Genomic DNA, 14,816 nt, shown 5'->3' on the forward strand with positions numbered 1-14,816 from the left:
CCAAAAAATAAAACCTTCAAAAAACCCGCAGGCTCAAGCCTGGAGCTACACGGACAAAGCGGTGCCTGCGCGGGCTAAAAGAGCCTTGTTAGGTGCGATCGCATCAAAGCAAGGATGATTTATTTGTTGGAATCCCCTTATTTCTCTTCCATCATTTTCAGGGGCAGTTCTACAATAAACTCCGTCCCTTGCCCTGCGCTGATGCAGCGAATCTTGCCGTTATGACCTTTGACGATAATTTGATAACACAGAGATAGACCCAACCCGGTGCCTTTTCCTACGGGTTTTGTCGTAAAAAAGGGATTGAAAATTTGGTCTTGAATCTCTGGAGAAATTCCGGGACCGTTATCTTTAATGGAAATGCTCACCCAATGGGGAGAGGGTTCGGAAATTGAGAGGGTGAGTTCACCCTCGGTATCTGGATTAGCGGCGATCGCATCTAATGCATTATCAATTAAGTTGAAAAACACTTGATTAATCTGGGCTGGATGACATTCCACTCGCCCTTGAGTCTGATAATCTTTGTGAATTTTCAATTCCGGGGGAAATCGATGTTGCAACATCGATAAACTGCTTTCCAAACCTTCATTGAGATTCACAGGTTTAGCCCCGGCTTCATCTAAACGGGAAAAATTCCGCAAATTTTGAACAATTTTGCGAATGCGATCGCTTCCTTGCTGCATGGAACCAATTAGGTTCGGGGAATCCGACCGGATATAGTCCAAATCCACCTCTTCATTCAATTCTTCGATTTCTGGAGGAATTTCTGAGGCCGCAGCTTCGTAAATATCAATCGCTTTTTTCAAAGCTTCTACATATTCCAGAACGTAGAATAAATTGGCATGAACAAAATTATTGGCATTGTTAATTTCATGGGCAACTCCAGCTACCAACTGTCCCAAACTGGACAGCTTTTCGCTTTGAATGAGTTGTTGCTGGGTCGCTTTGAGTTCTTGTAAAGTCCGTTTTAATTCTTCAGCCTGAGCTTGATATTGGGTTGCGGAATCCTGAACTTTTTGATATAATTCTGCTTGTGAGATGGCGATAGCCATCTGATGACCTAACTGTTCTAAAAGTTCGATTTCTCCTTGGGTCCAATGGCGAGTTGAATGACATTCATGAGCAATCAACAATCCCCAGAGATGATCGTGCATGGTAATGGGAACGATTAAATTGGCCTTGACTTGCAATTTGTCTAAAAAATCTGCATGACAAGGACTTAATCCAGAATTATGAATATCATCGATCGCCCGAACTCGCCCTTGTTTATAGAGTTCGGCATGGTCAGTTTTAAAACAATTATCCGCCACAATTTGGCCAAAAATCGAGGGCCAAGGCACATGAAGGTCTTCGACCACAATTTCCCCGGCCCAGTCTTCCAAAAAGCGATAAATCACCACCCGGTCAGTATTCAGGAGTTTACGGAGTTCACGGACTGCGGTTTTTAAAACGGTATTCAAGTCCAAGGTACTGCGAATTTGGTTCGTAATCAGGCGCAGTAAAGATTCCCGTTGTGCGGCAGCACGGGTGGCACTGTACAATTGAGCTTGGTTAATGGCGATCGCCAGTTGGGAGGCGACCCCTTCTAACAGGTCCTGTTCCCATTGCGACCACTCCCGTTCAAGATCACACTGATGCAGTCCGATGATGCCATTGATTTTCCCCTGGTAGGAAGTGGCGATCGCCATCATAGACTTAATTCCCAGTGCCCGCACCAGTTGTAAGGTTTCTTCCCCCAAACCGGGAAACTCTAAAAACCGCGTCACCGCTAAGGGTTCCGCCTGCGACATCAACCGATGCAGGTGGGGATTATCCGCCAACGGTACTCGGGTCCCCAATTGGCTGGTGTAATCATCCGTCTTATACTCTCCTCGGGTAATTAACCAGTCCCCCTCTTCCGATTCGTTGACTAAAATGCTGACTCGACTACAGTTGAAGGTTTCCCCTAACAAACGACAGGCGGCTTGGAGCACTTCATCTAAATCCAGGGTACTGCGAACCTGATGATTGATCTGGTTAAGCAATTGAGATCGCTGGACTTCCCTCTGGAGTTCCCGAGAGTGTAAATCTTTTATCTGCATATTTTCTTTGTAGGTCTCCGTCGCCTCATGAATGGATCGACTGGCTTGCGGGAGTGATAAATCAGGCTTCGGCCATGTACAGCAGGGGGCTTGTTCTTTTATATACATAAATTTTTTATCGGAGGGGCCAACATAAATCGATGAAGCAGATGCAGCTATTCCTACTCCTGCTATCTTAACAAATTTTATAAAAAATTAAGCTAATTTAATAAGTTTTGTTGAAATAAATTCAAAAAATTTGCTATAATAGTTAGTCAGTATTTTAACCCCTTCTATCGATTTATCTCTATTTGATTATAAGCGACTCTAAGCGGACAGCAACAGTCAGGGAATGCAGGGCCACCCGACCATGAGCACCAGTGCCACGGAATCCGGAAGCGATCGGCACAACTGGCTGGCCTTAAGCATTGGCAATTCCAGACTTCACTGGGCCTGGTTTCAGGGAGAAATTTGCAAACAGGTGTGGCACACGCCTCATTTAGACGCCTCTGCCGGGGAAAAGCTGATTCATGCCTGGAACCGGGGGGAGTTGTGGTCTCGGGAGATGGAGTTTCCCGGTCCCGTAGGTTGTGAGGCGATCGCCCCCAACCCCCCCCTGTGGATCGCCTCCGTCGTTCCCCACCAGTTAGCGCTTTGGCAGTCTTACCGGAGATATAACCAGATTACCCTAGGGGATTTGCCCCTGTTAGGAGTTTATCCCACCTTGGGAATCGACCGCGCCTTAGCCTTAGTGGGGGCCGCAACCGAATCCGGTTGGCCGGTTTTGGTCGTGGATGCGGGAACCGCCCTCACCTTGACTGGGGCCGATTCCCAGGGCCGATTAGTCGGAGGGGCAATTCTCCCCGGGTTTGGGTTACAACTGCAATCGTTAACGGAAAAAACCGCCGGATTACCCCCGGTCACATTTCCAGCCACCTTACCCCCACGCTGGGCCTTAACCACCCCGGAGGCGATCGCTTCTGGAGTAGTCTATGGAATTGGGTCCGGGGTACGAGACTTTATCGAGGACTGGTGGCAACGCTTTCCCACCTCTGCGGTGGTAATCACTGGAGGAGGCGGGGAAATCCTACTGAGATCTCTCTACCAGAGTGCGCCAGAGATAGCAAAACAGGCGATCGCCATACCGGATCTAATTTTGGCGGGGATTTGCTGCATGAAACAACAGCAGTCCGGGTAAAGTTGAGGTCGTTACACCCCGGCCTCGGTTTCAGCCTCTAGTTTAGAAATAAAATCTCGAATCTGTTGGGTCACCAGATCCGGGAGTTCCTCGGGTAAATTAGACTTAACCTCGGGAATGCGGCGTAAATCCGCATCAGCGATCGCCCGATGGTAGGTTTCCGATAAAGCGACTGCCGTCGGGGTATCGCGATCGCCAATTAAAATCAAAACCGGGATTTTTAGCCAATTCAAGCGGTCCTGCAACAACTCCGCTTCAATTTCACTGGCGCGACGTTGGAACAAAATCTGACAAGCTACCCCAAATTTTTGCAAGCGATCGGCATTTAACAAAGCTTGATGCATCACTTGGTGCAAGCGCAAGATTCGGGCGATCGGAAAGAGGACCGATTGTAGCCCCCGAATCAAAGGCAATGCCTTAATCCAAAGGCGAGTCCGAAACCAGCGCTTTTTCAAGCCCTCCACCTGGACCCCTTCCGGTGCCAACAAGATTAATCCTGGCACCACCTCGGGATATTTCAGGGCGTAACTTGCTGCCACCCAAGCGCCGAGAGAGTCACCCACCAGATAAACTGGGCCGGGGTTGACTGTTTCCAGAAATTCGTGTAGACACTCCACCTCTAGGGCGATCGAGTAGTGGATATTCGGCTGTTCCGACTCACCGAACCCGAGTAAATCTAAGGCAAAACAGTGATAATTGGCCCGGAGGCGCTCAATCACCGGCACCCATTGAGCGCTATCGCTCCACGAACCATGTAAAAATACTAGAGTGAGTCCCTCCTGGCCGACTTCACGCCAGAACAGTTGCCCTTGGGACAGTTTGATTCGGGAATTGCGGAGCGGTAGAGTCATCCTGAGTCCTTGAAACGCATCCGTATCGAGTTAAGGGTTTATGCAGATGGAGGAGTGGAGGATCGCCGTTGAAAGCCGGTAACCCGAGGCAACTCCTCCGCGCCCAAATCAGGCTACCACGCTTCCCGACCCAATTAAGCGACCGTCGTCACACCATTGAGAAAGTCCTGTAATTGGCGATCGTGGTCATGGGACAGTTGACCGAGGGGGAGAGAATCCCGGTCAAATGCTTTGACTTCCAGAATTTCAGCGGTATCATAGATTTTCATTTCCCCCCGGACCTGTGCCGCGACGACGACGCAGATCGAATGAATCCGGGGGTCGCGATCGGGGGCGGAATAAATTCCGACTAAACGACCCACTTCAGTGACTTCTAAGCCCGTTTCTTCCGTGAGTTCCCGTTTTAAGGTATTCGGAATATCTTCCCCCCAGTCCACCATGCCTCCGGGTAGACCCCACTTACCATTATCGCGACGCCGGATCAACACGATTTGACCGTTGTCTAACAGGGGAATTATGCTAATTCCGAGGACGGGATGTCGAAACACAATCCCGAGTACGGCTTGCGTAAAATGCCATAAGCGCTTCATAAATCAAATCATCCTGGATTCCAACGACCACCGCCCACACTCAATCTCTCTACCTCGATCGCCTTGCTGTTGAGGCTTGATCTGACTTCCTCCCTCTGCTCCATGAGCAAAAAATCAACGGAGAACAACTCTGTGACTTGAGCCACGAGATGAAACCGTTGCTAACCCGTCCTGATTTTAACTTACAACCTACTAGAATCATCGTTGATGAGTCTACAGGATTTCAAGACACCCAATCCTAATTGTCCCAAGTTCAACGTCCCGACTTCAGTCGTTCCCCCCCTCACCCCCATCTCCCATCCCTTAAAGCCCAATAACCAATGACCAATGACCAATGACCAATGACCAACGACCTCTCCCCCCCAGGATGGGGATAGCTCTTTACTGTTATCATGGATGCAGTGCTACGCAAGTTCGGTCATGCCTGAGATTGAGATTCCATAGAACTCATCTGTAGTCTTTGCCGAGAGCAATTCGAGAAATTGTGCGTTCCCTGGCATAAAATAGTGGATCGGATTCATCCTTCAGTTGCGGGGGTAAACCGCCCCATCCAAAAGAGACTCACCGGATGATGGGCGATCGCTTGCTTTCTTTCGAGAGACAGGTTCTGATCTCAACCCGAATGGATGGGATTGAGCCTATCCCCATCCGAAATGGGTGAGCTGGGGTTCACCCTCGGTACGAAACTGCTCGGATATTGGGTGGGAGTGCGAACCCTCACCCCTGCTTTTGTGGAATTCAGTCCCCTTGCCCTGTTTGTTCTAACTCTTGAAAAAGTGCAATTGACAACGGTGCAATCAAGGGAGCGATCGCCGGGGGGTCAGTCTGTACCTCCCGGCGATCGCACCCGAGAGCTACCCGAGAGCCAAGAGTCATTTTTGTTGTTTATCCTTGAGGTCCATAATAATGGCAAAACGTCGCAATCCTAAAAAAGAAAAAGCACAACGGAATAAAGCGTATGCGCGCCAGTTCCGCAAACCGACTAATTCCGGTCGCTTTTTCAAGAACCGTAACTCTAATATGAATGGCAACCGTGACGAAAACAGTGAAAACACAGAAGGGGAAGACAACTAACTGAATTCTCTGGGATTTAAACCTCAGTCAAGGCGGAGTTTCTCCTCCGATGAAGGGGGGCTAATCAAGAGAATAAAGTGCGGTTGAGTCGCGGATTTTTGAGAGATTGGGGAGAGTAAAAGGGAGTCGAAGTGGAGGGTCAGTTGCCCAAGAGGTGACTGGCAACTTTTTACTCCCGGTTTATGAACCCGAAAAATCGAGCCGTTGCCTGGAGAAGATCCTCTAACCTCGCAACTCGAATCCCGCAGTGGGAAAACATCGGTTCCGAGTGGGCGATCGCCATGAGATTGCCCACTGCCGAATTTTTCTAGGATTCCGAGGCGATCGCCTGCCTAAATCCAGCCTTAAATGTGGGAGAACTCCACGGCAATGTGGCCCATTCCCTAGGTCAAATCGGGGCAATTTATCCCCTTTCCAATTCTCTACCTCCCTAGAAGATATTCACTGAAAAACTGACTAAAACAAGCGCCGGGATAACATCAGCTTTCCCTAAAAGTTTTCAGCCCAAGACCCAACCCCAAAACCTCCAAAAGCAGAGGGTAAAAGGGCCAGACCGTGAGACTAACCTTCATCAACTCACCGGGAAAGTAAAAATTGAAGATTTTTCTTCCTTATACCGGAAATTCGTTAAAACTTTATAAAAAATTGGTTTTCCACCTCCTGAAATTCGTTAAAACTTTATAAAAATGGGTTCCCTCAACTACAGAAATCGGATAAGATCTGGATAAAACCTAACCCAGAAAAGGAGAGAGAAGAGGAGAGAGAAAAGGGGGTATCCAGGGAAGGAGGGGAAACTTCACGGACCCCATCAAAATCTAGGGATGCGGTCGAAACGCCTCAAGCCCCAGTAAAACCTCACTCCCTGCAATCGCTTTTGCTGCCGAAGAATACCCAGGAAGGTGAGTAAACTAGCAATTTCCGCGATCGGGCAAATGTTCTGACCCCTTGAGTGCTTTGTAGGGACACAGAGCCTCAATCGGTTGTGGTTTGGACGGATGAAAAAGGGTCCTATCGAGGAGTAAAGTAAAAGAAAAGCAACAGCGTTTGTCCCTTGAAGGGCTAGGGAAAAATCGCGAGAGCGAGACAGGCGCTGCGTCTGTTATATGCAGAGAAACGGCTCATAGAGCGGCACGGAGTAAAAAAAAAGCAATGGCAAATCATCCAACTCAGCCAGTCCATGCTAAGGCGGCGATCGCAGATATAGAAGCAAGAATCGATACACTCACAACAACTGTAAAGCAGGGGTCCTCGGGATTAGAGCAGGTCATCAAGGCCTTAAAGGACGAATCAGAACCCGTGCAGCGTGCGGCCTATTTGCTCCTGCGAAATCGGCCCGAACTAGAGGTTCGCAAAGCCTTACAAGACTATAACCCCTATCGTTTTTTTAAGTGCATCCGCACGATGGGGGGACATTCCAGCCGGATTTATTCCGTGGCGATTAGCCCTAATGGACGGTTGGTAGCCAGTGGCAGCAATGACAATACCATTAAACTTTGGAATCTGGAAACCGGAGAAGAACTCGGCATCCTCAGTGGACATTCCGATTGGGTGGATTCGGTTGCCTTTAGTCCCGATGGTCGTTGGCTTGCCAGTGGGAGTGGGGATGCCACCCTCAAACTCTGGACCATCAACGAGGAAAACTCTCCCAAAATCGCCTCCCTCAAACAGACCCTCACCGGCCATTCCCGATGGGTCACCTCGGTCACCTTTAGTCCCGATAGCCAACTCCTGGTTTCCGGTTCCAAAGACAATACGATTAAACTCTGGAATGTTGAGACTGGGGAAGAAGTTAGAACCCTAGAAGGTCATTACGACTGGGTATATTCCGTTGCGTTCAGTTCCGATGGGAAACAGTTAGTCAGTGGCGGAGATAGTACCGTTAAATTATGGAATCTTGACACTGGAGAAGAATTACAGACCTTTACCGGACATCGCGACTGGGTGTATTCCGTCGCCTTGAGTCCCGATGGACAGCAGATTGCCAGTGGGAGTGAAGATGGCACGATTAAACTGTGGAGTGTGAGTGACCCGAAGGCGATCGCCACTCTCACCGGCCATACGGCAGGAGTTAACGCCGTCACCTTCAGTCTGGAAGGACGGTTGCTGATCAGTGCCAGTGCCGATGATACGGTGAAACTTTGGAATGTAGAAACCGGGAAAATCCCCGAAGATTCCGCCTTAAAAACCCTCAGAGGACATGGAGAGTGGGTCAGTTCCCTGGCGATCGCCCCTGATGGACGCCGGTTAATCAGCGGCAGCGGCGATCGCACCCTGAAAGTCTGGAGTTTAGAAAGCGGCGAAGAACTCCGCACCCTGGGAGGAGACGCCGAATGGGTGGATTCCGTCGTCTTTACCCCCGATGGTCAAATGGTTGGCAGTGGCAGTGGTGGAGACACCGCCAAATGGAACCTGCATAGTGGTGAAGAATTGCGATCGCTCAGTGGCATCTCTAGCTGGGTCGAAGATATCGCCGTCAGTCCCGACGGTACTCGTGTCGCCAGTGGCAGTGAAGATGGACTCGTCAAAATCTGGAGTCTCAACAGTGGCGTCCTCGCCATCCTCCTCTCCGGACATTCCGAAGGCGTTTGGTCCGTCACCTTCAGTCCCGATAGCAAACTCCTCGCCTCCGGTAGCGGCGATGAAACCATCAAAATCTGGAACCTGCAAACTGGCAAAGAAATTCGCACCCTACGCGGTCATTCCTATCGCGTCGATGCCGTCGCCATGCATCCCAAGCTTCCCATTTTAGCCAGTGGGTCCGCCGATGAAACCATCAAACTCTGGAACCTGGATACCGGAGTAGAAATTAGCACCTTAGAAGGCCATTCCGATGCCGTATCCTCAGTCCTGTTCAGTCCCGATGGGGAATCTTTAGCCAGTAGCAGCATGGATGGCACCATCAAACTCTGGAACTGGAATGCCTCCGAAGAACTCGGCACTCTAGAGGGTCATGCCGATGCGGTTAATTCCATCAGCTTTAGTCCCACCGGCAAAACCATCGCCAGTGGTTGTGAAGATGGCACAATCAAACTCTGGAACTTGCTCACTTTTGAGGAACGCGGTACTCTTTGCGCTCATTCAGAACCCGTTAATTCCGTCGCCTTCAGTCGCGATGGCTATCAGCTTGCCAGTGGCAGTGCAGATAGTACCCTCAAAATCTGGCATCTGCGAACCGGGAAAGAATTCCGGATGTTTTCAGGCCATTCTAACTGGGTCAATGCCGTCGCCTTCAGTCCCGCCACCTCCCATTTCATCGTCAGTGGCAGCGCTGATGGGACGGTTAAAGTTTGGGGAGTGGAGTGATTGGTCATTGGTCATTGGTCATTGGTCATTGGGGTAGATGAGGAAGATGAGGAAGTTCAACGTCCCGACTTGAGTCGTTTCCGACGTTTGTAGTAACGACTTGAGTCGTTTCCGACGTTTGTAGGGAGCATCTCAAGAAGGTAAAGAGACCTAACCGCCGGTGCCCCCTGACCTACGAGGTCAGGGGGAGCAAGACGTATAAATTCCCCTTTGAGGCCAAATTGAGATGCTCCCCGTTCAACGTCCCGACTTCAGTCGTTTCCGACGTTTGTAGTAACGACTTGAGTCGTTTCCGACGTTTGTAGTAACGACTTGAGTCGTTTCCGGCGTTTGTAGTAACGACTTGAGTCGTTGCTCTCGTGTGATGGCGATCGCCATCACACGAGCAATCGGCGGGTCTACCGCCTGTCTGCTTGGGAACTGGAGGCAAACCCTGATATCGGGGCGTTACTTGGCATCCGCCAAGTAACGCGAAAACGACTGAAGTCGGGACGTTGAAAGGGGGAGGGATAACGACTGAAGTCGTTACTACAAACATCTCCCCCATCCCCCAAGGACAAATGACAAATGACAAATGACCCATCACCAAACATCACCAATGAACGGAATGTGCCTGAACTAGAGGTTTAACGGCTACATTCTCTTGGCGATTTTCTCTTAACTGGCGGAATTTAGAGCGATCGCCTCGGTAGCCGGTTGGCATGACGAGGCGTTTGTAATCCGTGGTCAGGTCGAAGTTAACCTGGTTTAAATCGGCATGATAGAAATTCACACAGTTGAGAGATGCATTCTCAAAACAAGCCTCACTTAAACAGGCTTCTACAAAAAAAGTCCCGAACAACTGCGCCCGTCTGAAATTGGCTCCAGCTAGATTGGCTTGTTTCAGGAAGGTTCCCAATAAAAAGGTTTCCGAAAAATTAGCCCGAGTGAGATGAGAATAGGCCAAGTCCGCAGCGGTGAGGTTAGCTCCAGTGAAATTGGCGGTGGGTAACTGGACCTCGACTAACCGGGTCCCGGTTAAATTAGATTCCCTAAAATTCGGTCCTCGAGCATCTTCCCGGCCTAAAATTAGACCATTCAGGATTCCCCCGGAGAGGTTCGTGCCAGTAAAGTTGGCTTCCCCAACGATCGCGTGAGACAGTTCAACCCCACTTAGATTGGAATAGGACAGGTTCGCCCGAGTGAGATCAGCACCGCTGAGGTCTGCATTGCTCAAATCGGCACCGCTAAGATCGGCCCCGACGAGATCAACGCCCATGAGATTAATATGGGGTAAGGAAGCCCCGCGCAGATCTAAACCACTGAGATCCAACAGCAAAAAGTCACGTTGTCCGGCTTCATAATGATTCACCAGGTCCTCAGCACTCATTCGTTTCATAGGTTGCCCTTACTATGGTTGCGCTTAAAATGGGGTCTGCACGAATTCATCAACCATCCAAAGGCATGACTCGGCAAACACCACCCACCAACTTGCGCGAAAATCGGGCTGAATCCGGACTTTTTGGCCTTGTCACCAGGTTTGAGGGCTTCTTGCGATCGCCCCTGACGGACTGACCCATTCCCTCTAGGTTTGTCGAGGCGATTCTTGAATCGCCCCTACCCTCTCCATTTAAGGTTGGTTCTCTGCCGGGGGTTCAACAATGTATTGATTCGCGGGGGAATTTTCCGGTAAGGGTTCCATGCGTCCGGCATGGACTAAGCTTTGATAAATCAAGGCAGCAGCGGAACCCCGACTTAGAAATTCGTTGGGGTTGAGGACCGATGGATCGGGATGATTGACCACGATATTTGCTTGAGTTGCAGCTAAGATGGGGTCAGTTGCCTCGGAAGGGATGCGATCGGCATCCGCATAATAGGCGGTTAAATCCGGTGCCGGTTGTTCGGTGACAAAGGATTCTTGAGTGGGTTCCTCCACGACGGGTCCTGGTTGTGCGGGAGTTTGGGCGTTGGCGCGTTGAATTAATAAGAACGGTTGCATCAGGGCGGTAAACGCCAGGGGAAAGGCGAGTTGTCGTTTGGCAACCGGGCGTCTCGTCTGACGTGAGGGAGTGCGATCGCCTGCTTGATAAGTCGTAGCCGGTGGACGAACCTGGACCAATTGTAACCCTTGTGCTAACGAGGTGAGGGCTTCTGCTCTCGTCATGTCTTGCCGAGGATAGAATAACTGATTATTAGAAGAGGCGTCCATAAAACCGCCTTGATAGGCTTCCTCGATCGCCGGAACCGCCCAATAATTTTCGGGAACATCATTAAACACACTGCCACTGGCAATTTCCCGTCTTTCGGTGACCTCAAAGGCTTTGCGAATCAGGGCGGCAAACTCATCCCGCTCAATATTTTTGGTCGGTCTAAAGGTTCCGTCCGGATATCCTACCACAATGTTTTCTTCGGCTAACCCTTCAATAAACGGACTGGCCCAATAGTTGGGTTCGACATCCGGGAATGAGCTTTGTTGTTGTTGCGGTTGTTGTTGCGGTTGTTGACCCTGTGCCGAAGCGGTTTCTACCTGCAACAAATCCGGAAGCATAACCCCGGAAGTCACCCCGAGAACAATAGAACTAAAGATGGCAACGGGCCATTTCAATGAAAAAACCATAATTAATATTCTCCTTACTGCTGGCTGCTAAAACTGGGGAATCAATCACTTATTTAATAGTTGTGAGAGGATGAAAGGATTTAACCGGGTGGATTATTCTTTTGGATAGAAAGTCTAAATCATTATGAAAATAGAATTTTAGGAGTGGGATCGTCCCACGCCCTTGCTGCTGTAGGGAGCGGGACGCTCCCACTCCCCTGATGAATTATCCCATTCATGACATCCGATATGAGCCTCGGGGTTGTTAACTACACCGATCCAGCTCTATCTCACTTTCAGTCATTGATTCCGAAGCGTCAATCAATCTTGAATTGGATTTAGCGGCGCTTTGTATTATCCTCAACAATTGGATTTCCTTCGCGCTTGACTTCTAATTCTTCGTGACGCACAGTTTCTTCGGCTTGAACCGTATTGCGTTCGACTTCTTTGTGAATTTCGACTTCCTCTCGCACGAAGGCTTCTTTGCGAATGTCTGCATTCTCTCCATAGACTTCGACCCGAGCAATTTCCTTGTCGTTAAAAGCGGCTTCACCTGCCGCCAGATTCTGTTCAGTCCCTACGGCTTCGCGGACTTCAACGACAACTTTTTCATTTTCAACGGGAATAGCTGTCTTGGCTTGTTCAGTCACAACTTGTTTGCTGACGAGAACTTCCCCGGTTTTTTCGCGGTGTTTGTGCGCGACGAGGCGTTCTTCATACAGCTTGAGTTTTTGATGATCTCGATCGGTTGTATTGTAGAGAGAAGGCTCGTGCTCGTAACTGTAATGCTCTTCCTCATGAGCGACGACGCGCTCGGTTTCTTGAGTCGTCGTCGCACGGTTTGGAGTCTGGGGAAGGGTCGGGGATTTCACCTGGCGACCCGTGGCGGTGGCCGCGACACCAGCCCCTTCTACGGGAGGACTGTTTTCTACTGTGGCAGAATTTTCCACGTTAGGAACGCTATAAACCGATCGCACATTTTGTTCGTAGTGGCGATCGACTACGGTATCTTCATGGTATTCTGGCAGTTGTTCGGCTTGTTCTTTGGTTTCCAGACCCATCGCATAGATCCGGTTGCGATCGTTATCCACTCGGCAGCGTCCGATGGGAATCAAGACCCGTTTTCCAAACACCCAAAATCCTGTATCAATGACGAGATACCGAAAATAACCGGATTCATCCACTAGGGCATCATCAACATGACCAATTTTTTCATCGTTATTGGCCGCATAGACGTCATAGCCTTTAATATCATCCCCATCGAATAAATCGTCTCGATAGTTGGGATAAAAATCTTTAATTTTGTAAAGCGTCATGTATCGTCTCCTTAAAGTTTTGTTACATTTATCTTCTATATCTCTATAGTAGAAAAAGTAATAGGTTCTTCCCTCTACCTGACGATTGAGTTTTTGTCGGTTCTGATTGGGTTAACTTATAACCCTAGATAGATAGATAAATTAGTAAATCCGCCTTACAGTAAATCCATATTGATGCAGGCATTCCCCCCAGTGTCAGCATTTTGCTTAAAAAAAAATTAACGAAAGTAGGGTAAGGGAGATAGTAACAATGACTTATGGAAATCGCGGCGGAGTGAATATTGCCGAACCAGCCATGATGCAAACCCCGGTGGTCGATTATCACGATCGCGTCCGGTGGGGTCCAATTTTTGCAGGAATCGTGATCGCGTTGAGTACCCAATTGGTATTAAGTGCTCTGGGAGTGGCGATCGGGATGAGCGTGGGTGCAGCAGATGCCCAAGCCGACCCCAATGCTATTGGTCTGGGAGTGGGAATTTGGTCCATTATTAGTTTATTTATTGCCCTACTGGTGGGGTCTTGGATCATGGCTCGCACCTGTGGACCGATGAACAAAAATACCGCCCTATTAAATGGAGCAATTTTGTGGGCAACCACTTTAGCACTCAGTTCATGGTTACTAGCCAGTGGTGTATCAGGAACCTTCGGAATTGTGATGGCAAATGCGGGAGATATTGCCAATCGCGTGAATGTACCCCCGGGGGCACAAAATATCACACCGGCTGAAGCCCAGGCGATCGCAGACAGTGTGGCCCGGGCTGGCTGGTCATTTTTATTTGGTTCCTTGTTAGGGTTAGTGGCATCCTTAATTGGCGCGACCCTCGGTGCTCGGAGTCCTCGGACGGTGGTTTAAAAACAGCGTTTAGCATTTCAATCTCTTTCAATCTCTATTTTTCCAGCTAGTTCAGGCTCGTTATTCAACGTCCAGTCTAGCTGGATTTTATATTTATATATAAAAATTAGTTTTATATATAAAAAAAGAATTTACTGACATTTTATATGTATAAAATAAAAAACAAGCAGTTTTATGAATATAAATGTACCGAATTAAGCGATGATATCTGGAGGGTTGAACCGGGGTATTCTAAACAAGCAGCCTATCCAATAGAAATGCCAATCATGCTATGGCCAATCGAAATTTACAAGTGGGATTAGCGCAACTGAAAGCGGGGGATTATGCCGAGGCGATCGCCCAATTAGAAGCGGTTTTAGTCAATGAACTCCATCCGGGTACTCTCTTTAAAGCGAAAAAAGCCTTAGTCAAAGCTTATGAAGGCAATGGCAAATTGCGTCAAGCTTGGCAACTCTGTCAGGAACTCAGCGAAAGTACCAGTCCGGAAATCCGAGATTGGGGCGATCGCACCTTAGCCGAACTCGATCAGCGTTACCCCACCCTCGCCTCAGAGATTCTCATCGGAAACCGCCTGACTCGTCAACAAAAAGTGATTCGTGCCCTCATCCAGTGGTTTAAACGTTCCCCCCAGCGTGTCTCCACCCTGGAAATGGCTTGGAACATTATTGAGGAAGAACGGTACAATCACCCGGATAATAGTCCCTTGGGTAAACTAACCGTTAATTGGAATATCTTTCGCCGCATCTCCCTTTTCTTGGGGAAAACCTTTTGGGTTTGGATTCAGGGTAAATGGCAGAAATTTGAATCTCGAAAATAAATTAATTTTCTGCTGAATTTGGGTTGCTTGAATCCGGATAACGACTGAAGTCGTTACTACAAACGGGGAGAATTGCTGCTTCTTTATATAAACCTTGAATCCGGAAACGACTGAAGTCGTTACTACAAACGGGGAGAATTGCTGCTTCTTTATATAAACCTTGAATCCGGAAACGACTG

The 14,816-nt window shown here is 49.0% G+C and carries 12 protein-coding genes; 6 read left to right on the forward strand and 6 right to left on the reverse strand.

What is annotated here, in order from left to right; genetic code table 11:
- Positions 1-137: 137 nt before the first annotated feature.
- Complete coding sequence (locus NG833_RS26540; protein WP_309143886.1) at positions 138-2,081, reverse strand: GAF domain-containing protein; 1,944 nt, start codon at positions 2,079-2,081, stop codon at positions 138-140.
- 349 nt (positions 2,082-2,430) lie between these two features.
- On the opposite strand from NG833_RS26540, the gene NG833_RS26545 reads away from it, so the two are divergent.
- On the forward strand, positions 2,431-3,258 hold the full coding sequence (locus NG833_RS26545) for a pantothenate kinase (RefSeq protein ID WP_254568281.1): 828 nt from the start codon (positions 2,431-2,433) through the stop codon (positions 3,256-3,258).
- A gap of 11 nt (positions 3,259-3,269) precedes the next feature.
- Here the strand turns inward: NG833_RS26545 and NG833_RS26550 are convergent, their stop codons facing one another.
- Together NG833_RS26550 and NG833_RS26555 are read right to left on the reverse strand one after the other, a co-directional pair.
- Positions 3,270-4,109 (reverse strand): alpha/beta fold hydrolase, encoded by an 840-nt coding sequence (locus NG833_RS26550; protein ID WP_254568282.1) that lies wholly within the window; start codon positions 4,107-4,109, stop codon positions 3,270-3,272.
- Between the two features lie 134 nt (positions 4,110-4,243).
- Entirely contained in the window at positions 4,244-4,699 is a 456-nt protein-coding gene (locus NG833_RS26555) for an NUDIX domain-containing protein (RefSeq protein ID WP_254568283.1), read from the reverse strand.
- Positions 4,700-5,352: 653 nt separating this feature from the next.
- On the opposite strand from NG833_RS26555, the gene NG833_RS26560 reads away from it, so the two are divergent.
- The 3 genes from NG833_RS26560 to NG833_RS26570 all read left to right on the forward strand — a co-directional run bounded on the left by NG833_RS26560 (position 5,353) and on the right by NG833_RS26570 (position 9,076).
- Complete coding sequence (locus NG833_RS26560; protein ID WP_254568284.1) at positions 5,353-5,628, forward strand: hypothetical protein; 276 nt, start codon at positions 5,353-5,355, stop codon at positions 5,626-5,628.
- Positions 5,606-5,773 carry a hypothetical protein gene (locus NG833_RS26565; protein WP_254568285.1) on the forward strand — a complete coding sequence of 56 codons (168 nt, stop codon included), beginning with the start codon at positions 5,606-5,608 and terminating at the stop codon, positions 5,771-5,773. The genes NG833_RS26560 and NG833_RS26565 overlap by 23 nt, the downstream gene beginning before the upstream one ends.
- A gap of 1,149 nt (positions 5,774-6,922) precedes the next feature.
- Positions 6,923-9,076 carry a WD40 repeat domain-containing protein gene (locus NG833_RS26570; RefSeq protein WP_254568286.1) on the forward strand — a complete coding sequence of 718 codons (2,154 nt, stop codon included), beginning with the start codon at positions 6,923-6,925 and terminating at the stop codon, positions 9,074-9,076.
- Positions 9,077-9,668: 592 nt separating this feature from the next.
- On the opposite strand, the gene NG833_RS26575 is transcribed toward NG833_RS26570, so the two are convergent.
- The 3 genes from NG833_RS26575 to NG833_RS26585 form a co-directional block, all read right to left on the reverse strand.
- Positions 9,669-10,454: a pentapeptide repeat-containing protein gene (locus NG833_RS26575; protein ID WP_254568287.1), complete on the reverse strand. Its 786-nt coding sequence runs from the start codon at positions 10,452-10,454 to the stop codon at positions 9,669-9,671.
- A 231-nt stretch (positions 10,455-10,685) separates the two neighbouring features.
- Positions 10,686-11,672 (reverse strand): S-layer homology domain-containing protein, encoded by a 987-nt coding sequence (locus NG833_RS26580; RefSeq protein WP_254568288.1) that lies wholly within the window; start codon positions 11,670-11,672, stop codon positions 10,686-10,688.
- Between the two features lie 317 nt (positions 11,673-11,989).
- Entirely contained in the window at positions 11,990-12,967 is a 978-nt protein-coding gene (locus NG833_RS26585) for a DUF2382 domain-containing protein (protein ID WP_254568289.1), read from the reverse strand.
- 250 nt (positions 12,968-13,217) lie between these two features.
- Between NG833_RS26585 and NG833_RS26590 the strand changes: the two genes are divergently transcribed.
- Positions 13,218-13,820: a hypothetical protein gene (locus NG833_RS26590; RefSeq protein WP_254568290.1), complete on the forward strand. Its 603-nt coding sequence runs from the start codon at positions 13,218-13,220 to the stop codon at positions 13,818-13,820.
- Positions 13,821-14,091: 271 nt separating this feature from the next.
- Positions 14,092-14,637 carry a hypothetical protein gene (locus tag NG833_RS26595; protein WP_254568291.1) on the forward strand — a complete coding sequence of 182 codons (546 nt, stop codon included), beginning with the start codon at positions 14,092-14,094 and terminating at the stop codon, positions 14,635-14,637.
- Positions 14,638-14,816: the final 179 nt, after the last annotated feature.

Source organism: Oscillatoria sp. HE19RPO, assembly GCF_024220515.1.
Classification (GTDB): Bacteria; Cyanobacteriota; Cyanobacteriia; order Cyanobacteriales; family Laspinemataceae; genus Laspinema.